Source organism: Bartonella acomydis (assembly GCF_039543025.1).
GTDB classification, from domain to species: domain Bacteria; phylum Pseudomonadota; class Alphaproteobacteria; order Rhizobiales; family Rhizobiaceae; genus Bartonella; species Bartonella acomydis.
In genome coordinates, this window is sequence record NZ_BAABIY010000012.1 from 110263 (window position 1) to 130446 (window position 20184).

Consider the following 20184-nt stretch of genomic DNA (forward strand, 5'->3'; position numbering starts at 1 on the left):
ATGATGGCTGTTGAAAACAGCAAACGTCTCGCCTCCGAGACGCCTGTAAGTCTATTCATACCCTATTCACATCATATTACAGATACAATTATCTCTACAAAAAACGCGGAATATCTTTCGGTTTGGAAAATTGATGGACGTTCGCATCAAAGTGCTTCAGAGGAAGATATTTTTCAGTGGACCAAAGAGCTAAATAATACTCTGCGTGGTATTGCATCAGCTAATTTGTCCTTTTGGACACATATTGTGCGCCGCCGTGTGTATGAGTATCCTGATTCAGCGTTTGAGCAAATGTTTTGCTATCAGCTTGATGAAAAATATCGCCAAAGTTTTGCTGGCTATAATCTTATGGTGAATGACTTGTATTTAACTATCGTTTTCCAACCGATAGCGGATAAAGTTATGTCGTTCTTTTCTCAACACGAACGTGAAACACTCGATCAAAAAAAGATGCGGCAGGAATCATGTATCAAAGCCCTCAATGATATAAACAACACCTTAGGTCAATCGTTAAAGCGTTACGGTGCGGAACTACTTGGTACTTATGAAAAAAATGGCCATGCTTATTCTTCTACGCTTGAATTCCTTGGAATGCTTATTAACGGTGAATATAGACCTATGCCAATCTGTTATGAGCGTTTTGCAGACTATATGTCTATTAATCGACCATTTTTCTCAAAATGGGGTGCTCTTGGAGAATTGCGAACAATCAGTGGAATGCGTCGATTTGGAATGCTGGAAATTAAGGAATACGACACAACAACCAAACCAGGTCAACTGAATGTTTTGTTAGAAAGTGATTTCGAATTTGTGTTGACACAGAGTTTTTCAGTACTCTCACGACATGCTGCTAAGGATTATTTGCAACGCCATCAGCGTAATCTTATCGATGCTCGCGATGTAGCAACAAGCCAAATTGAGCAAATTGATGAAGCATTAAATCAGCTTGTCAGTGGACACTTTGTTATGGGTGAGCATCATTGTACATTGACTATTTATGGCAATACAGCTCAACAAGTCCGTGACTATATGGCAAAGGCAAGTGCAGCACTGTTGGACGCAGCAGTGTTACCAAAACCTGTAGACTTAGCGATAGAAGCTGGTTATTGGGCGCAACTGCCTGCGAATTGGAAATGGCGGCCACGCCCAGCACCGATTACATCGCTAAACTTTTTATCATTTTCATCCTTTCATAACTTTATGTCAGGCAAGCCAACTGGAAATCCATGGGGACCAGCAGTTACAATTCTGAAAACAACCAGTAAAACACCACTCTATTTTAACTTTCATGCTTCTAAAATTGAAGAAGATTCAACAGATAAGCGCTTACTTGGTAATACCGCTCTCATCGGGCAATCTGGTTCTGGTAAAACAGTTTTACTTGGTTTCTTGTTAGCACAAGCACAAAAGTTTAAACCAACAACCGTTGTTTTTGATAAAGATCGTGGCATGGAAATTGTTATCCGGGCTATGGGTGGTCGATATCTAACATTCAAGCCTGGTAGACAAAGTGGTTTCAATCCTTTCCAACTTCCTCCCACACAAGATAATCTGATCTTTTTAAAGCAGTTTGTTAAAAAATTAGCAGAAGCTGGTGGTGAAGTCACGCATCACGATGAAGAGGAAATTAATCAAGCTGTTATGTCTGTTATGAGTAATAATATTGACAGATCGTTGCGTCGCTTGTCTTTTCTTGTACAATTCTTACCAAATCCACATTCAAATGATTATAATGCACACCCATCTGTTCATACTCGCTTGATAAAATGGTGCGAAGGTGGTGATTATGGATGGTTATTTGATAATCCTACGGATGCATTAGATCTTTCAACACACCAGATTTACGGTTTTGATATTACTGAATTCTTAGATAATCTAGAAACTCGTACACCAGTCATGATGTATCTGCTTTACCGCACAGAAGGAATGATTAGCGGACAGCGATTTATGTATATTTTTGACGAATTTTGGAAACCTTTGCAAGATCCATATTTTGAAGATCTGGCAAAGAACAAACAAAAAACTATCCGTAAACAAAATGGTATTTTTGTTTATGCCACACAAGAACCTAGTGATGCTTTGGAAAGCAATATAGCTAAAACGCTTATTCAACAATGTGCAACCTATATTTTCTTGGCCAATCCCAAAGCAAGTTATGAAGATTATACACAAGGTTTTAAACTAACAGATACTGAATTTGAACTGGTTAAAGGACTTGGTGAATTTAGTCGCCAGTTTCTTATCAAGCAAGGCGACCAATCTGCACTCGCAGAATTAAATCTTGGCAAATTTTGTATGACAATTGATGGGAAAACTACAGAGTGTGATTTTAGTGAGGAGCTTTTGGTGTTATCTGGTACACCTGATAATGCAGAGTTAGCTGAAAGTATTATCACTGAAGTCGGTGATGATCCAACGATATGGTTGCCGATTTTTTTACAACATGTAAAAACTGACAGGAGGGAAACATGAAAAAACAAATCATCTTAATAGCAATAGCAGTAACTTTAGGTATGTCACATTCAGCAATGGCTTGGTCTTGGGGAGCAGGAGCCGCAGATTTAGGAGCATCAGTTTCAACTTCTTTGACGGATTGGATATTGGGACCAGTTTCAAAAACACCAGAGCCTCCACAAAAAATACCAGCTCCAGCTCCTCCAAAACAAAAGAAAGTGCAACCTGCTACACCAATTCTAGAAACATTAAAAAAACAACTTGAGGAAGCAAAAAAGATACGTAATGCTATCAATGGAGATGCCAAATCTAATACTACTCAAGCAGATTATAGCAGTTTTTTTCTCAAAAATCCTGAATTGATTTATTATAAAAATAGTAATTCAACTCTATCCAAATCATTACCAAATATTTTGCAAGAAGAAGAAATTCCTATCTCTATTCGCAAATCTCGTGATTTTATTGGTAGGCGTATCCAATATGCAACCGCCATTGATAAAGCTGTAAGTTTACAAACTTTTCAAGAAAACGAAAATCGTTTTAAGCAAATATCAGAACTTGTGGAAAAAATAAATACAACAACTGATTTAAAAAGTATTGCCGAATTACAAGCGCGCATAAAAGGTCTTCTAGCTATGATCCAAAACGAAGCAACAAAATTGCAAATGGTTGCATATTCACGTAACGCAGAACAAGCTCTTATCAATCAACAAAAACAAACACGCAATATGAAAATTCTTAATAGTGAAAATAAAGAAATGCCGATAATACGATCTATACGATGAAAACTTTATAATAATTTTCTTATATTATCAGCTTTCTCTGTTTCTATTTGATTGTAATTTTTTAGTAATCATGCTCAGCCTTAATAAAATTAAGTGTAATAGAAGACACCCTCTGTCTATATAGCGAAATAATCAAAATTTAACAGCGTAAGAGATAATTTCACACTATCAATAAATGCTCTAACGACAAAATAATTCAAAAAATACAAATTAAAAATTATATAATTTTTAATCAAAATTGAAATTATAATAGAAATATGCGAAAATATATAAAAAGTGAAAATAATATGAAAAAAATTATTATTTCAGTAGTAATAGCAATAGTTTTTGGGATGCAGAGCACAACTTTGAAGGCTCAGGAAAATTCTATTTCAAAGAATTCTTCCCCTACTTCTATAAAAAGCATAGAGGAAAAAAAAAGACAAAGAATGAAAAGACAGGCCGAAAAAAGAGAGCTTGTTTATTTAGCAAGAGAACAGCTTGAAATACTAAAGAAGCAACTCGATTATAATATAGCTACACACGGATCTCTAGTAGGCTCCCGTCACTCTGATGTCAAGCCAAGAGTAAATATATCTACTCCTTATTTTCATTCCCCACACCTCATCTACAATAAAAATAAAACAAGCTTTTCGACAAATGCAATTTCAAGTGTTCCTACAGCGGGAGACATTATAGTAGAGCAAAATCTTAGCTTTTTTCCAATCACTCAAGCACGTACATTTATAGAAAAACGCAAGCAATATGCAGCGATTGTAGATAAAGCCATAAGTTTGCAAGTTTTTGAGGAAACAAAAAATCGCTTTAAAATGATTGAAAAGGCTTTAGCTGAGATGAAATATATGACTGATTTAAAATGGGTTGCCGAATTACAAGCGTACACTGAAGGTACAATAGCTGTATTCCAAAATGAAGCTACAAAATTACAAATGGTTGCGCATTTACGCAATGCAGAGCAAGAACTAATACGACAACAAAAATATAAGCGGAATATACGAATTTTAAATCATCAAAACAGCCAAATGCCCGCTGTGCAGTTACAGTATGCGAGAGCTTTACAATAAAGCTTTTATAACAACACTGCTTATAGCATAAGCTTTCTCTTATTATAAAAAAGTTCATGCATTATGCTTAGAGCAATCTAAAAAATTGAATGAGTATGTAAGAAATTTAACAACCTAAATATCCCAAAAATGTTTTTGGCAAATCACATAAATGTAAAAAACTGCAACATATATCAGCATTCCACAGACAATGGAAAAGTGAAATTTCGTGAAAGAGAAATACCATGAGCTTCCAAATGTTCTCACAACTGTTCAAGGAAATTGATCAAGCAACAAATACATATGTCACGGATATTTCATCAAAAGCGATTGTTACAATCACACCTTTCGTATCAGTTGGTCTTACCATTGCTTTTATCGTGTATGGACTACTCATCATGCGCGGTGCAATAGATATGCCAGTTTCTGGGTTCTTAAGCCGTTGCCTTCGAATAAGTATTATTACTTCTATCGCCCTAACTGCAGGGCTCTATCAACCAGAAATTACAAATTTGTTAACAAAATTGCCTCATGACTTGTCTGCCGCACTCATAAATAATCCACTACAGGATAAGCAATTAACCCATTTGATTGATACAGTCGCTGAAAAAGGATTCAAATGTGCAAGTACAGCTTTCGAGGAAGCTGCTTTCTTAGATGCTGATGGGCTCCTTTATGGTCTCTTTGGCATTCTTATTCTACTTGCAACAAGCTTCTTAACGGCAATCGGCGGTGCATTCATACTGCTAGCAAAAATTATACTCGTGCTTCTCGTAGGACTCGGGCCTCTCTTCATCATTTCTTTACTTTGGCAACCAACCTATCGTTTTTTCGAGCAATGGATAGCACAAATTTTAAGCTATACAATTCTCATTGTACTCCTAGCTACCGTATCTAGTTTGCTCATGAATATCTTTGCAAATTACATGACAGATTTGAAATTTGATGGCACTCAGAATGTGAGTTACGCGCTTGGTGGAGCCCTCATTTTATCCATTATCTCCATTGTACTGTTGTTCAAACTCTCAAGCATTGCCAATGCCCTAGCAAAAGGCGTTACATTGGGGCATTTATGGAGGAGATGAAATGCAACAAGAAATAATATTTGCCGTAATAACCGCACAATCAAATAAAGATATCAGCTGCCCAGTAAAAACATCTAGGCCGCAGTTAAACGTTTTCATAAACAAAAAAAATAATAAATACAATTTAAGCAAATATATTTTATAATCAAAATTGAAATAATGACAAAAAAATGTTAGAAAAATACATTGCGATTATAAAATAGGAGTATTAAAATGAAAAAAATCGTTTTTGCAATTTTGATTGCAAACCTTTTATCAGCTTGCGAATCGGCTCCAAAGCCAAAACAACCAAGTAATTGGAACCGCCTACCTATTAATAAAACAATTCCTGCCGAAATTCAGCGAGGAGCCATATGAAAAAACAACAAGCTAAACCCGTAAAAGCCGAAAAACTTAATAGCTATTATGAAGAAAGCCGAGGCTTAGAGCGTGAACTTATCAACGAATTTGTAAAATCGCGTAAAACAGCTTGGCGTGTAGCAAGTGTCGTTGGTATTTTTGGATTATTCGGTATGGTATGTGGAGTTGTTGGTTTTTCTCAGCCTGCTCCAACACCTTTGGTGTTGCGCGTTGATAACACAACTGGTGCGGTTGATGTAATTTCTGTGATGCGCGAACATGAAACCAGCTATGGTGAAGTTGTGGACAGATATTGGCTTAACCAATATGTGCTTAACCGTGAAACTTACGACTACGATACCATTCAGCTCAATTATGACACAACAGCGCTTTTAAGTACTGCAACTGTTCAACAAGAATTCTATAAAATCTATGAGGGGGAAGATGCCCGTGATAAAGTGCTCTCCAACAAAGCGCGCATCACGGTGAAAGTACGATCAATCCAGCCGAATGGACGTGGTCAAGCGACAGTGCGTTTCACCACGCAACAACATGATAGTACCGGTAGCGTTGGAGCAAAACAACATCAAATTGCAACAATTGGCTACACCTATGTTGGTGCACCAATGAAATCATCTGATCGATTGCTGAATCCTCTTGGTTTCCAAGTGACAAGTTACCGCACCGATCCGGAAATACTGTTAAATAATTAAAGAATTGATTATTATGAAAAAACTTACGTTCTTTGCCTTACTCTATTCGTTTTCCTTTCTTTATACGGTACCCGTACAAGCACTCAAAACCCCTTCCAATTCACAATATGATCATCGCATTCGCTATGTAACATATAACGAAGCTGATGTGATTCAAATTGAAACTGTTCTTGGAGTAGCAACACATATCATCCTTGAGGAGGGTGAGCACTATATCACACATGCTTTTGGTGATTCAGACGCTTATGCCTTTGCTCATAAAGGACGACATATTTTTATTAAGCCTAAAGCAGAACTAGCCAATACGAATCTCATCGTCGTAACAGACAAACGTAGCTATAAATTTCGCTTGCAATTTCGAAACGACCGTGCTGGAGCCACCTACGAATTAGCTTTCCATTATCCTGATACAAATACTCAGAAATTAGAGATTAAAAGCCAGCAGCTTGATATTGAACGTGGCTTTCACCGAGGTGTAAAAGGCTATAACCTTAGCTACACGATGAGTGGCAACCAAGATATTGCTCCTATAAATGCTTGGGATAATGGACGTATTACCTATTTCAAGTTTCCTGCCAACATGGATATGCCGTCAATTTATGTCGTGGATGCTGAAGGCAATGAAAGCTTAATACCACGCACTGTTATAGGCAGTTCCAATAATATTATTGCCGTTCATAAGGTTAATCCAAAGTGGCTTATACGGCTTGGCAAAAGTGCTTTAGCTGTTTTCAACGAAGCTTATGACCCTAATGGTATACCAAATACAACTGGAACAGTGTCTTCAATGGTTCATCGTGTTAACAAAGGAGGAAGATAATGTTTGGCGATAAGAAAGGAGATGAAATCAACAAGAATACGGAGCGAGATTACGCTGAGCAAAAACATATTGAAGGTGCCTATGGTAGTTCTGAATTAGGTATAGAGCGTCGTCCAAAAATTCCTGGTGCCCGTGCGTTATTAATAGTAGGACTCATTGTCATAATAGCAGTGCCAATAGCTTTGACTTGGAAAGCTTTAAAAATGCGCAATAGCATAGAAGTTGAGGAAGAAAAACCTCAACAAACGGTGCAGCAAATTATACCAAGCTATACCCCTCGCGTTATAGAAGAACCAAAGGTGGAAGAAGAAGAAAAAAGTGCAGAAGACTCGACGCAGGAAATTCCAGCAGCCTTAGCGAAACTTCTACAGACAACGATACCCCCACATTTGATCAAAGATACTGAAGATTTGGCGCGCAAGCGTATGTTTAGTTCTGGTCTCAACAACGGTGGCAGTAGTGAAAGCTCTACAGAACATTCAAAAAATAATACATCAAATGATGATAGAAGTAGTGCATTATTTGATAACCTTCAACCTGTACGATTAGGTCAATCACAAGCAATGCAACTCCGCAACCGTGATCTCTTGATCACCCAAGGTACGCAAATAGATTGCACATTGGAAACAAAAATTGTCACAACCCAACCAGGAATGACAACATGTCATTTAACACGTGATGTTTATTCTACAAGTGGGCGGGTTGTTTTGCTTGATCGTGGTTCTAAAGTTGTTGGTTTTTACCAAAGCGGCATACAGCAAGGACAAACACGCGTTTTCGTACAATGGTCCCGTATTGAAACACCCTCTGGTGTTATCGTCAATCTTGATTCACCCGGCACAGGTCCTCTTGGCGAATCTGGTATCGGTGGTTGGATCGATACACATTTTTGGCAACGATTCGGTGGGGCTGTTATGGTGAGCATCATTGGTGATTTGGGAGAATGGGTCAAAGACAAAATTTGGCGAAAAAAACATAAAAATAAAGAAGAAACACAATCCCAAGCTGTGCCCCAAATAGCACAAAATGCTGAATCGATGGTAAACGATATTCTTCAAAATTCAATCAATATTCCGCCAACACTTTATAAAAACCAAGGTGAGCGTGTGAATATTTTTGTTGCTCGAGATTTGGATTTCAGTGATGTCTACAGCCTCGTTACCCGTTAATGGAATACAGAAAGACCAAGCAGTTGCACAGCTTTTGCAACCGCTTGATCATTTCTTAGAAGATCCAAAAATTATTGAATTATCGATAAGCCGCCCCTGTGAAGTGTGGACAAAAAGCTTTGAGGGTTGGCAGGTGCATAATGTGCCGGAATTGACGACTGCTTTTTTGCAAACGCTTATTACAGCCATTATCGTTTACAATGGTATGGCACCCCGAAGTATTAATTATGTACGTTTACCCGGAGGACAACGTGGTACAATTATACAAACGCCAGCGGTCATTGATGGCACACTATCCTTTGTAATTCGTAAACATTCCCTCACAGTTAAGACTTTAGAGGAACTAAACAGAGAAGGTGCATTTGATAGTTTTGCCGATGTAAGTTTCAATAAGCCTTCGGAAAAAGAAGCCGAAAGCCTGTTATCAAAGCAGGATTTCACGCGGCTCGAGCTATTTGAAAAGCAACTCCTGCATCTCAAACGTGAGAGAAAGATTCTTGAGTTTTTAGAAAAAAGCGTACTCTATAAACGTAATATTATCATAGCAGGAAAAACAGGATCGGGTAAAACGACATTCGCTCGCTCACTTATTGAAAAGGTACCGATAGAAGAACGCATTATTACTATTGAAGATGTTCATGAACTTTTTCTGCCCAATCATCCAAATCACGTCCATATGCTGTATGGTAGTGGTGCAGGTCGCGTTCCAGCTGATGAGTGCTTAGATGCCTGTTTGCGTCAATCGCCTGACCGCATTTTTCTTGCAGAACTGCGTGGCAACGAAGCATGGGAATATCTCAACTCCTTGAACACTGGGCATCCAGGCTCAATTACAACAACACACGCCAACAATGCTTTGCAAACATTTGAACGGTGTGCTACGCTGATAAAGCGATCAGAAGTTGGTCGCCAGCTTGATCTAGAAATGATAAAAGTAGTGCTTTACACAACAGTGGATGTGATATTATTCTTTAAAGATAGAAAACTCTCTGAAGTCTTTTATGATCCTATTTTTGCTAAATCAAAGATAGTTTAGGTGAAACGCTTCTTTTAAGAATATGATACAAACAACAACAGCCGTGACAAATTGTTACGGTTTTTTATTAGATTTTCTTCTTCCTCTAACCTTTTTGATAAAGTTTTTATCCTCTTACAATGGAGAAGATAAAAGTTGATGATAACAATCCTACGAGAAAAACCAAACTACATACAAAATTTTGTTTTTGCTCATTTATTTTTGGCAATTTATGTAGATGCAAAAGAGAAAAAATGCGACAAATATATTTTTAAAGGCGGCGTTCAACCATAAGCTTTTTAATCTCAGCAATTGCTTTTGCTGGATTTAATCCTTTTGGACAAGTTTGCGCACAATTCATAATTGTATGGCAGCGATAAAGACGGAAAGGATCTTCTAAATTATCAAGACGCTCACCACACATCTCATCACGTGAATCCGCAATCCAACGATAAGCTTGAAGCAAAATGGCTGGTCCCAAATAACGATCACCATTCCACCAATAACTCGGACATGATGTTTGACAACAGGCGCATAAAATACACTCATAAAGGCCATCAATTTTTTGGCGGTCTGAATGACTTTGTAACCATTCTTTGGCAGGTTCAGGTGAAACCGTTTGCAACCAAGGTTCAATCACGCGGTGTTGAGCATAAAAGCGTTTTAAATCAGGAACCAAATCTTTAACAACCGGCATAGAGGGCAAAGGATAAACCTTAATGGGGTGCTTTACATCATCCATACCTTTGGTACAAGCTAACGTATTGAACCCATCAATATTCATGGCACAAGAACCGCAAACACCCTCCCGACATGATCGGCGAAGAGTCAAAGTTGAATCAATATGGTTTTTAATAAACAAAAGCCCATCAAGAATCATAGGGCCACAAGCAGAACGATCCACATAATAGGTATCCAGATGGGGGTTTTCTTCATCATCAGGTGACCAACGATAAACATGGAACTCTGTCAGTTGCGTAGCACCTTCAGGTTTAGGCCAAACTTTCCCCGGTTTTACTTGAGAGTTTTTGGGAAGTTTAATTTGTACCATAATTCATTTCCCCCTTAGTAAACACGCTTTTTAGGTGCAATACGTTTTAAATCGATACCGCCATCTGCCTCAGCTGTTAACGGATCAACATGAACAGGCCGATAGGACAAAGTCACCTTACCTTTTTTTGACAAATGTGAAAGTGTATGTTTGCGCCAATTTTTATCGTCACGCTCCGGATAATCTTCACGGGCATGAGCACCCCGACTTTCCAAACGTGCTCCTGCAGAATAAACAGTAGTAATTGCATTAGCCATCAGATTTTCAAGCTCTAATGTTTCAACCAAATCAGAATTCCATATCAGAGAACGATCTGTGACTTTGAGATCAGCCAATTCATCCCAAATTTGACTGATCCGCCGACATCCTTGTTGTAAAGAATCTTCTGTACGGAAGACGGCAGCATCTTCTTGCATCGTGCGCTGCATTTTTTCACGCAATACAGCTGTTGGTATTGCTCCTTGAGCAAAACGTAAACGATCAAAACGGGCCATAATTTCGTCAACCGCCACCTCATTGAGAGGAGGAATTTCTGCATCTCGATCAATCACTTCACCAGCACGAATTGCAGCGGCACGACCAAAGACGACAAGATCAATTAATGAATTTGACCCCAAACGATTAGCTCCATGAACAGAGGCACATCCAGCCTCCCCCACTGCCATCAAACCTGGCTGGACACGATCAGGCGAATCGTCTGTTGGATTAAGCACTTCCCCATAATAATTGGTAGGAATTCCTCCCATATTATAATGAACCGTAGGCAGAATAGGGATAGGTTCTTTTGTCACATCAACACCAGCAAAGATTCGTGCGGATTCGGAAATCCCTGGTAAACGTTCATGCAATATAGCGGGATCAATATGATTGAGAACCAAATGGATATGATCTTTTTTTGGACCAACACCACGCCCTTCGCGAATTTCAAGGGTTATACAACGTGAAACCAGATCCCGTGAAGCCAAATCCTTAAAGGAAGGCGCATAGCGTTCCATAAAGCGTTCGCCCTCAGAATTGATCAAATAGCCACCTTCACCCCGCGCCCCTTCTGTAATGAGACAGCCTGAGCCATAAATGCCTGTGGGATGAAATTGCACAAACTCCATATCCTGAAGAGGTAATCCAGCACGTGCAATCATTCCACCTCCATCACCTGTACAGGTATGTGCCGATGTTGCCGAAAAATAAGCACGCCCATAGCCACCGGTTGCGAGAACAACCATCTTGGCAGAAAAACGGTGTATTGTACCATCATCAAGATTCCATGCCACCACACCTGTACAAACACCATCAGTCATGATGAGATCAAGTGCAAAATACTCAATAAAGAACTGAGCATTATATTTTAAGCTTTGTCCATAAAGCGTGTGCAGGATAGCATGCCCTGTACGATCAGCTGCTGCACAAGTCCGCTGCACAGGGGGCCCTTCACCAAATTGTGTTGTATGCCCACCAAAGGGACGTTGATAAATTCTGCCTTCTTGTGTACGTGAAAAAGGCACTCCATAATGTTCTAATTCATAGACAGCGGCAGGCGCATTACGAACCAAATATTCCATTGCGTCGGTATCGCCCAACCAATCAGATCCCTTCACGGTATCATACAAATGCCACTGCCAATTGTCAGGTCCCATATTAGAAAGCGAGGCCGCAATACCCCCTTGTGCCGCAACAGTGTGTGATCTTGTTGGAAAAACTTTTGTAATACAAGCTGTTCTTAATCCTTGCTCTGCCATCCCAAGTGTTGCCCGCAAACCTGCCCCCCCTGCCCCAACAACCACAACATCGAATTTATGATCGACAGTGCAATAAGGGGCATTTCCTGCTCTCGCGCCCAGAGATGATACTGTATCCGCCATATCCATTAACCCCCTAACGCAATTTTCAAAAGAGCAAAAATGATGACACCCCCCAAAACAAAACAAAACAAAATATTTAATGTTAAAAAGAATATCCGGAAACCTTCACGTGGAATATAATCCTCAATCACCACCTGCATTCCAAGTTTCATATGATAAAGCACTGAAACCGTAAGCAATCCCATTAAAATAGCCACAACAGGATGTGCAAGCCGTGCCCGCACCACGCTATAGTTCTCTCCAACGAGAGAGAGAATAAGAACAATAAAAAAGATTAAAAGTGGTAAATTTATAAAACCTGTCAAACGCTGTAACCAAAAGTGCTCTGTACCCTCATGTGCACTTCCACGTCCACGCACTTTGGCAAGTTCCGTTCGAAAATCTTTTTTCATAGCCCTCTCCACCCCCAGCTAAACAATGCTATATCCAATAAGCCAAATTGCAAGAGTTATAATAAGAGAAATAAACACAGTTGCCCATGCCACCATTGTTGCTTTTTCTTTAGCTAAAAGGGCAGGTTTCAGATCCCAAATAATATGACGAAGTCCACCAACCATATGATGAACGCCAGCAAGCGTATAAAGAAATAAGATACAAAGCCCAGGCAAAGAACTATAAATCTCATGAACGGTTCTAAATACTTCTGCTCCACAAGCAATTGCCATTAACCAAAGAGCGAGAAAGATCATTCCAAAATAAAGAGCCATACCCGTTATGCGATGAGCAATCGACATCGCCATTGTAATAGTCCAACGATAAATACTGATATGAGGGGAACGAGGGCGCTCTTTTATCCTAATTATCTCTGCCATCAAATATCCTGACCTGGCTTTTACTGCAACTACATCATGGGCGATAAGATTCGCACAAAATGCCAAGTGCATTATTATTTCCACTTACAATTTAGCATTTCAAGATGCCAATATTACAGGTCGGTTGTCTCAAATAACGGATTAAAGGTCACGCATAAAAAAACCGATTATTTTACAGCTATACAGCTGTAAAACGCGTTTTAATCTAATACAATTTTATCTTCACGTCAAAGGGCTAACATCATTTCTCAAATATAAATATTTATTTTCTCAAGCAGACTTCCATCCTTTTCTAAATATCAACACTCTCTTTCAAAAATCTTGAAAGTTATCCATAACTAAAAAAAACAAAACCCTAAAGACTTTGAGAAGCATTGTATGGGTACGTCAAATCCACTTCCTTAGCTGAAAACACGAACCACGGAGAATAAAAAGCTGCTTTTGTATAAATTTTAGTAACTACAGCTGTTATTCAGCAGTTTGCGCTGATGTATCTACATTTACAGCTGTTGTTTCTACAACCTCAGCAAATTTTTCAGCCTTTTTGCGGTAATCTCTCTTTTCAGCGATACGGGCAGCTTTTCCTCTCAAACCACGAAGATAATAAAGTTTCGCACGACGCACTTTACCTTTTCGCACAAGCTCAACGCCCTCAATGAGGGGAGAATATACTGGGAAAACACGTTCAACACCTTCGCCATAAGAAATCTTACGCACTGTAAAGGTCTCATTTAAACCACCACCTGAACGTGCGATGCAAATTCCTTCATAGGCTTGCACACGTGTACGTGTACCCTCACTCACGCGTACCATCACCCGCACGGTATCACCTGGCTGAAAAGCTGGTAGTTGGCGTTTTGCTGCAATTTTTGCACATTGTTCAGCTTCGAGCTGTGCGATAATATTCATTTTTTTATCCTTCATGTTCTTTATCGAACAGTCAGAGCGCTCAACTCTTGCCGAAAAAAACTACTCATCAACAGAAAAGAAGTTCTTTAGGCTATGCCTTACAACAGGAGCGAATACACCATTCCTTCATTTTAATTTTGGAACTATAGAAAACTCTTTAATCTAAAGAGAGCCATGCCATACACCACCTTACAACATGAATCAAGTTTTCTGACGATTTTTATCATAACGGGCATAAAGATCAGGACGCCGTTGACGCGTTAACAGTTCCGCTTGCTGTTGCCGCCAATCGGCAATAGCTTTGTGATGTCCTGATGTCAACACTGATGGAATAGCGCGTCCTTCGAAAAGAGCAGGACGTGTGTACTGGGGATGTTCTAGCAAACCATTCTCAAAACTTTCACATTTTGCAGAAATCGCATTGCCTATAACACCGGGAATAAGACGTATAACAGCATCCAAGACAACCAGCGCTGCTGTTTCACCTCCTGAAAGAATATAATCCCCAATGGACACCTCTTCTAATTTCCGCGCTTCTATGATCCGTTCATCGACACCTTCAAAACGTCCACAAACCAATGTCAGTCCCTCCTCACATGCCAAAGAACGGGCATAAGTCTGGTCAAAAAGCCGCCCCCGTGGACTCATTAACAATCTTGGCGAATCATCTAAGCAACTGTCTAGTGCAGCGGCTAACACATCTGCTCGCATGACCATACCAGCGCCCCCACCAGCTGGTGTATCATCAACACTATGGTGTTTATCCAAAGCAAAATCCCTAATTTGCACTGTCTCCAACGACCATATCCCCTTCTCTAAAGCTTGACCGGCTAAAGAATACCCCAAAAATCCAGGAAACATTTCAGGGTAAAGTGTTAAAACACGCGCATGAAACTTCATTATTTATCTTCCATCTCCACCTTATACCCTCAAGCTGCACGAGACCAATAGGCGACCACAAACACCATAATATGCAATCCACAACAAAAGCCCCCAACTCCTTAAATATCAAATATCCATATTCCCTGCATGCTTGTCCTGCTAAACAATGCTTAAAAATCCAAGAATCTTTTAGAATTCACATAATACTTAGAAGTGCATTTTTTTATTTTTCACTTTATTTTTTCCTCAGTTATCACTTAAACCAGCAGCCACTGGATCAACAACCAAAAAACCAGAAGCAAGACAAATTTCTGGCACGGCTGCTTTACTAAAGGGAATGAGCACAGTTTTACCCGTATTCAAACGGATTTCAAGCAAATCGCCAGCACCAAAATTAAAAAAACCATACACCTTGCCCAAAATTTGACCAACACCATCTTGGACACGAAGCCCAATTAAATCAACTTGATAAAATTCATCCTCAGTCAAATCCTCTAACAATTGATCACGGGTAACATACAAACGGATGCCTTTTAAGTTTTCTGCTGTATTGCGATCTTCAATCCCTTTAAAATGCACAATCGCGTTATTTTTTAGCATGCGAAATGTTACAATTTCATAACAACGCCCCATATCATCATAGAGAGCACCGTAAGTCTTTAAATGCTCTGGTTTAGCACTCAAGACTTTCATCATAATGTCTCCTTTTATACCATGAGCGGAACCAATAATGGCAAGATAGACTTTATTTTTAAGCTTTTTTTTATTATAATTCATGCAAAAACATTATCTCTCACAAACGGATCTTCACGCGTAATTTTCTGTTCAATTTTGTTGCCATATGAGACAATCTTCCCCAAAGACCTTTCTTGGTAACAACAGCAAATTAATAAATAAATTAATATATTAATATTAAGGAGAAGTCTTATGGCAAATGTTATGCTCTTTTACAAAGATATCACCCCAATCAACAAAGTTTCCCATAAAAATCTAAAATTTGCTCCTCCAAGTGATATGTCTTTTGCCAAAGACACCCATTGGGTTCCTCTCGCAAGCAGTGAATATTTTCAAGCAGCACTCGACTATCCAATTTTATTTATGTGCGCCGAAGATGAACAAAAGAAACGGCATTATACATCTGCAGCTCTTGTTGGTCTTTCTAATGACGAGAATGACTATATCGCTTCTGATAAAAATTGGAAAACAAATACTTATGTTCCAGCTTTTGTCCGTCGTTATCCCTTTGTTCTTGCACAATTAAGCAATGAAAAAGAGCTTTCCGTTTGCTTTGATCAAAAATCAGGCATGTTTAATGAAGTGGCAGGCACAGAACTTTTTAATTCTGATGGCTCTATTTCTCCTTTCATGGAAGAGCGAATTCGTTTTCTTGAAAGCTTTAAAATCGCTATGGAAAAAACCACTGAATTTATTGATGCCCTTGTGGAAATGGATCTTCTCAGTCAAAAATCCATCAATGTAAAAAACGACCAAGGCCTTTCAGCGCAATTAGAGCATTTTTGGATTGTTGATGAAGAAAAACTCAATAAACTCTCTGCAAGCCAACTTGCAAAGCTGCACAAAAATGGTTTCTTAGGATTGATCTTTGCACATTTGATGTCAACGCATAATCTTCTAAAAATACTCTCTCTCAAAGGGGAAAAGCAACTTGCCAATAATGAAGAGCAACAACAAAGTGAAAAAAGTGAAGAATCTACAAAGAAAGAGATACTCAATTAAGAAATGCCTATAAAAGATGACACGAGAAAAGACGAAAATGTTCCTCTCATTCCAGCAGACCATGCTGTTTTAAATGCAAGAAAAAATTGGCTGGACTGTCTGCGAGAAACACGTCGTATGGCTGTAAAAACAGTAGAAGCCTATGAACGTGATACACGACAATTTTTATTTTTTCTCTGTCAACATTTGGGGCATAAATCAACCTTTCATGATCTGGCCAATTTACGCGTTTTTGATTTGCGGGCTTATTTGGCTTATCGGCGTGCGAATAATATAAGTGCACGCTCGTTAAGCCGAGGCTTAGCTGGTTTACGTTCTTTTTTCAGCTATCTCTCGCGCGAAAAAATTGTCACCATCCCTGCAGCTCAGCTCATCAGAACCCCAAAACAGCCAAAATCTCTGCCAAAGCCTTTAGCAGTACAGTCCGCACTGCATTTAGTTAAACAAGAAAACCAACAAGAAAATAAACCATGGATTATCGCCCGTAACAGTGCTATTTTAGTGCTTCTTTATGGCAGTGGCATGCGAATATCAGAAGCTTTAAGCCTCACACCAGAACAATTTTCTGATCCCCAAAAAACAAGTTTATTCGTGACAGGAAAAGGGGGAAAAACGCGCCTTATTCCTCTCATCAAAGTTGTTCACGAAGTCGTACAAAATTATCTCAAACACTGCCCCTATCCTTTAGTGGACAACCAACCAATGTTCCGCGGAGCGAGAGGTGGTCCCCTGCAACCAGCTATTATTCAACGCGCTATGCGAAACTTACGAGCGCATCTTGGTTTACCAGAAACAGCAACCCCACACACATTGCGCCATTCTTTTGCCACCCATCTTTTATCACGAGGTGGGGATTTACGCTCTATTCAAGAACTTCTTGGTCATGTGAGCCTTTCTACCACCCAAACCTACACCCATGTGGATACAGACCATCTTTTGGAAATTTATCAAAAAGCACATCCACGTTCTCGAAAGATTTGCAAAAAAAGAAAATTAAAGATGCAGCTTTCTAATACTAAAGCATAAATACAGATTGTAGCTTCTTCTAAAAAACTTAAATATAGGAGCCTAAAGAATCTCTACGCGCACCATGCCTGTAAAGACTACATTCTGTATCTACAAACTCTTATTACAAAAATAAAAATTAAACAGAGATAATTTCCAACGCTAAAGCATGAACACAGGTCGCCAATTCTTTTTTTAAAACTTGATAAATTGCCCGATGAATTTCCACACGCGTCATCTCTTTAAAAGAAGAAGACGAAATTTTCACCCGAAAATGCGTTTCTCTTTTACCATCAAAAACATGTTGATCATGCTGATGTCCCTCATGCAGATGACTCTCATTGATCACCTCAAGTTTCTGTGGATGAAACGCATCTTGAAGCTTAATCTTAATGGTTGTTTGAACAGCTGTAGACATTTTTATTCCTTCACAAAATGAACGATGCAAAGCATCTTGTTCGTGAGCAAATAAGTGTGAAAATAAATTTTTCAAAAGTCAATTCTTGTAAAATTAATCGATTTTGCATAAATCAAAGACATGACAATAACATCTAAATTATTCGACTCAATTCGAATCAGCTCCAATAAAAAACAAAAAGCTGAATTAGAAACACAGCAGTGCCAGTGGGAAGGGTGTGAAAAATCAGCATCCCATAAAGCACCAGCGGGCCGAAATCACGAAGGACAGTATCTGCATTTTTGCATTGAGCATGTGCGTGCCTATAATAAGGATTTTAATTATTTCTCTGGCCTTAGTGATAAAGATATTGCAAAGTTTCAAAAAGATGCCCTTACAGGACATCGCCCAACGTGGCGGACTGATTTTAACAATGGCACATCGAAAAAAACAGCTGCCAATTATGCACAAATTCGCTCTGGCACAGCAGCCTATCAAAATCGTATGCGTGATCCCTTTACACTCTTTAATGAGCGTCATTCAACCAATAATTCGTCGCGAAGGTTAAAACCCTTAGAAGCAAAAGCTTTTGATACATTAGGGTTACAAGCAAACGCTTCAGCTGAAGATATTAAAATGAAATATAAGGAGCTGGTAAAAAAACACCATCCTGATTCCAATGGTGGCAACCGCTCTTCAGAAGAACGTTTCCGCGATGTTTTACATGCCTATAATTTGCTAAAAAAAGCTGGTTTATGCTAAAAAAGATGCATTCCAATTCCTAAGTTTGTTTTCGCTGTAGAAAATTCAAAGAGGAGATCAAAAGAAACAGTCTTCTGATTCCAAAATGGTGGCATTATTCTTTGAAAGGGGTGTTTTTGCAATGTTCTACCTACTTAGTAATTCACTTTAAAAAGCTGGTTTATGCCAAGAAAAATTGCTCCTATCAAATTCATTCCTCACGCGCATTATCGTTGTTTGTAAAAATATGATAATATAAATTTGTTCCTCCCTATCCAAGACTTTCATGATAGGGCATTGCATAAGTGCTCTAACTCTTGTATCGTTTCCTAACAAATGAAAATAGCATTCTTTCCCTTCCAGAAAAACCATGACAAAAACAAATCTTACAGTCGAAAATGTGCCTGATATCTCACTCTGTGCCCATGATTTGTTTCATGTTGATACGGATATGAAGGTTCCTGCTTTTAGTACAAAAAGCCCCCATGTTCCAGATATAGATCCCGATTATGTTTTTGATCAGCAAACAACATTAGCGATTTTGGCAGGTTTTGCGTTTAACCGCCGTGTGATGGTTTCCGGTTATCATGGAACAGGGAAATCGACTCATATTGAACAAGTTGCTGCACGTCTTAACTGGCCTTGTATCAGAATTAATCTCGACAGTCATGTAAGTCGTATTGATCTTGTGGGAAAAGATGCCATTGTTTTAAAAGATGGCTTACAAATTACTGAATTTAAAGAAGGCATTTTGCCATGGAGTTATCAAAACAATATTGCTCTTGTTTTTGATGAATATGATGCTGGTCGTCCTGATGTTATGTTTGTTATCCAACGGATCCTTGAAGCCTCTGGACGCTTAAGTTTACTTGATCAAAGTCGTGTGATTACCCCTCATCCAGCATTTCGTCTTTTTGCAACGGCAAATACTATTGGGCTTGGTGATACAACAGGCCTTTATCATGGTACGCAACAAATCAATCAAGCGCAGATGGACCGTTGGTCTATTGTCACGATCCTCAATTATTTACCCCACGATAAAGAAGTTGACATTGTCTGTTCAAAGGTCAAATCTTTTCAAACAATAGAAGGAAAAAAGACAATTTCTCAAATGGTCCATGTTGCTGATATGATACGTCAATCTTTTATCAATGGGGATCTCTCAACCGTCATGAGTCCACGCACAGTGATCACTTGGGCAGAAAACACGGAAATTTTTCAAAATGCGGGCTTTGCCTTCCGACTTACTTTTCTCAATAAATGTGATGAACTCGAACGCACTATGGTTGCAGAATTTTATCAACGTGCTTTTGGAGAAGAACTTCCCGAATCACTCATTCATGGTGTTGTGCCTTAAGGAATCTGTCA

Annotated in this window: 21 protein-coding genes; 13 read left to right on the forward strand and 8 right to left on the reverse strand. The window is 39.0% G+C overall.

Features of this window, described 5'->3' with window-relative positions; all coding sequences use genetic code 11:
• The 9 genes from trwK (at position 1) to virB11 (ending at position 9444) form a co-directional block, all read left to right on the forward strand.
• Positions 1 to 2472 (forward strand): VirB4 family type IV secretion/conjugal transfer ATPase TrwK, encoded by a 2472-nt coding sequence (gene trwK, locus ABD909_RS02380; RefSeq protein ID WP_345096365.1) that lies wholly within the window; start codon positions 1 to 3, stop codon positions 2470 to 2472.
• Positions 2469 to 3239: a TrbJ/VirB5 family protein gene (locus ABD909_RS02385; RefSeq protein WP_345096366.1), complete on the forward strand. Its 771-nt coding sequence runs from the start codon at positions 2469 to 2471 to the stop codon at positions 3237 to 3239. The genes trwK and ABD909_RS02385 overlap by 4 nt, the downstream gene beginning before the upstream one ends.
• Positions 3240 to 3526: 287 nt before the next feature.
• On the forward strand, positions 3527 to 4303 hold the full coding sequence (locus ABD909_RS02390) for a TrbJ/VirB5 family protein (RefSeq protein ID WP_345096367.1): 777 nt from the start codon (positions 3527 to 3529) through the stop codon (positions 4301 to 4303).
• A 224-nt stretch (positions 4304 to 4527) separates the two neighbouring features.
• Positions 4528 to 5367 (forward strand): TrbL/VirB6 family protein, encoded by an 840-nt coding sequence (locus ABD909_RS02395; RefSeq protein ID WP_345096368.1) that lies wholly within the window; start codon positions 4528 to 4530, stop codon positions 5365 to 5367.
• Between the two features lie 213 nt (positions 5368 to 5580).
• Entirely contained in the window at positions 5581 to 5724 is a 144-nt protein-coding gene (locus ABD909_RS02400) for a lipoprotein (protein ID WP_345096369.1), read from the forward strand.
• Positions 5721 to 6419 (forward strand): type IV secrection system protein TrwG, encoded by a 699-nt coding sequence (gene trwG / locus ABD909_RS02405; protein ID WP_345096371.1) that lies wholly within the window; start codon positions 5721 to 5723, stop codon positions 6417 to 6419. Before ABD909_RS02400 ends, trwG begins: the two co-directional genes overlap by 4 nt.
• A 13-nt stretch (positions 6420 to 6432) precedes the next feature.
• On the forward strand, positions 6433 to 7239 hold the full coding sequence (gene trwF / locus ABD909_RS02410) for a type IV secrection system protein TrwF (protein ID WP_345096373.1): 807 nt from the start codon (positions 6433 to 6435) through the stop codon (positions 7237 to 7239).
• Complete coding sequence (gene virB10, locus ABD909_RS02415; protein ID WP_345096374.1) at positions 7239 to 8408, forward strand: type IV secretion system protein VirB10; 1170 nt, start codon at positions 7239 to 7241, stop codon at positions 8406 to 8408. Before trwF ends, virB10 begins: the two co-directional genes overlap by 1 nt.
• On the forward strand, positions 8380 to 9444 hold the full coding sequence (gene virB11 / locus ABD909_RS02420) for a P-type DNA transfer ATPase VirB11 (RefSeq protein ID WP_345096375.1): 1065 nt from the start codon (positions 8380 to 8382) through the stop codon (positions 9442 to 9444). Before virB10 ends, virB11 begins: the two co-directional genes overlap by 29 nt.
• A gap of 250 nt (positions 9445 to 9694) precedes the next feature.
• Here virB11 and ABD909_RS02425 read toward each other — a convergent pair whose 3' ends face one another.
• From ABD909_RS02425 to rimM, 7 genes are all read right to left on the reverse strand, one after another.
• Positions 9695 to 10474, reverse strand: a complete 780-nt coding sequence (locus ABD909_RS02425; protein ID WP_345096376.1) for a succinate dehydrogenase iron-sulfur subunit — start codon at positions 10472 to 10474, stop codon at positions 9695 to 9697.
• Between the two features lie 14 nt (positions 10475 to 10488).
• Positions 10489 to 12333 (reverse strand): succinate dehydrogenase flavoprotein subunit, encoded by a 1845-nt coding sequence (gene sdhA / locus ABD909_RS02430; protein WP_345096377.1) that lies wholly within the window; start codon positions 12331 to 12333, stop codon positions 10489 to 10491.
• Positions 12334 to 12338: 5 nt separating this feature from the next.
• Positions 12339 to 12725 (reverse strand): succinate dehydrogenase, hydrophobic membrane anchor protein, encoded by a 387-nt coding sequence (sdhD, locus tag ABD909_RS02435; RefSeq protein WP_345096378.1) that lies wholly within the window; start codon positions 12723 to 12725, stop codon positions 12339 to 12341.
• Between the two features lie 18 nt (positions 12726 to 12743).
• On the reverse strand, positions 12744 to 13145 hold the full coding sequence (gene sdhC / locus ABD909_RS02440) for a succinate dehydrogenase, cytochrome b556 subunit (RefSeq protein WP_345096577.1): 402 nt from the start codon (positions 13143 to 13145) through the stop codon (positions 12744 to 12746).
• Positions 13146 to 13613: 468 nt separating this feature from the next.
• A complete protein-coding gene (gene rplS / locus ABD909_RS02445; RefSeq protein ID WP_345096379.1) occupies positions 13614 to 14054 on the reverse strand; it encodes a 50S ribosomal protein L19 in 441 nt (146 codons plus the stop codon).
• A 201-nt stretch (positions 14055 to 14255) separates the two neighbouring features.
• Positions 14256 to 14954, reverse strand: a complete 699-nt coding sequence (gene trmD, locus ABD909_RS02450; RefSeq protein ID WP_345096380.1) for a tRNA (guanosine(37)-N1)-methyltransferase TrmD — start codon at positions 14952 to 14954, stop codon at positions 14256 to 14258.
• A gap of 228 nt (positions 14955 to 15182) precedes the next feature.
• Positions 15183 to 15713 (reverse strand): ribosome maturation factor RimM, encoded by a 531-nt coding sequence (gene rimM / locus ABD909_RS02455; protein WP_345096381.1) that lies wholly within the window; start codon positions 15711 to 15713, stop codon positions 15183 to 15185.
• A 150-nt stretch (positions 15714 to 15863) separates the two neighbouring features.
• Here rimM and ABD909_RS02460 point away from each other — a divergent pair, with 150 nt between their 5' ends.
• Together ABD909_RS02460 and ABD909_RS02465 are read left to right on the forward strand one after the other, a co-directional pair.
• Positions 15864 to 16673, forward strand: coding sequence for a SapC family protein (locus ABD909_RS02460; protein WP_345096382.1), 810 nt, complete (start codon positions 15864 to 15866; stop codon positions 16671 to 16673).
• Between the two features lie 3 nt (positions 16674 to 16676).
• Entirely contained in the window at positions 16677 to 17699 is a 1023-nt protein-coding gene (locus tag ABD909_RS02465; RefSeq protein WP_345096383.1) for a tyrosine recombinase XerC, read from the forward strand.
• Positions 17700 to 17817: 118 nt separating this feature from the next.
• Here ABD909_RS02465 and ABD909_RS02470 read toward each other — a convergent pair whose 3' ends face one another.
• On the reverse strand, positions 17818 to 18096 hold the full coding sequence (locus tag ABD909_RS02470) for a BolA family protein (protein ID WP_345096384.1): 279 nt from the start codon (positions 18094 to 18096) through the stop codon (positions 17818 to 17820).
• Between the two features lie 120 nt (positions 18097 to 18216).
• Between ABD909_RS02470 and ABD909_RS02475 the strand changes: the two genes are divergently transcribed.
• Positions 18217 to 18837 (forward strand): J domain-containing protein, encoded by a 621-nt coding sequence (locus ABD909_RS02475; protein ID WP_345096385.1) that lies wholly within the window; start codon positions 18217 to 18219, stop codon positions 18835 to 18837.
• 349 nt (positions 18838 to 19186) lie between these two features.
• The gene (cobS, locus tag ABD909_RS02480; RefSeq protein ID WP_345096386.1) at positions 19187 to 20173 is read left to right on the forward strand and encodes a cobaltochelatase subunit CobS; all 987 of its coding nucleotides are present in this window, start codon (positions 19187 to 19189) and stop codon (positions 20171 to 20173) included.
• Positions 20174 to 20184 lie beyond the last annotated feature (11 nt).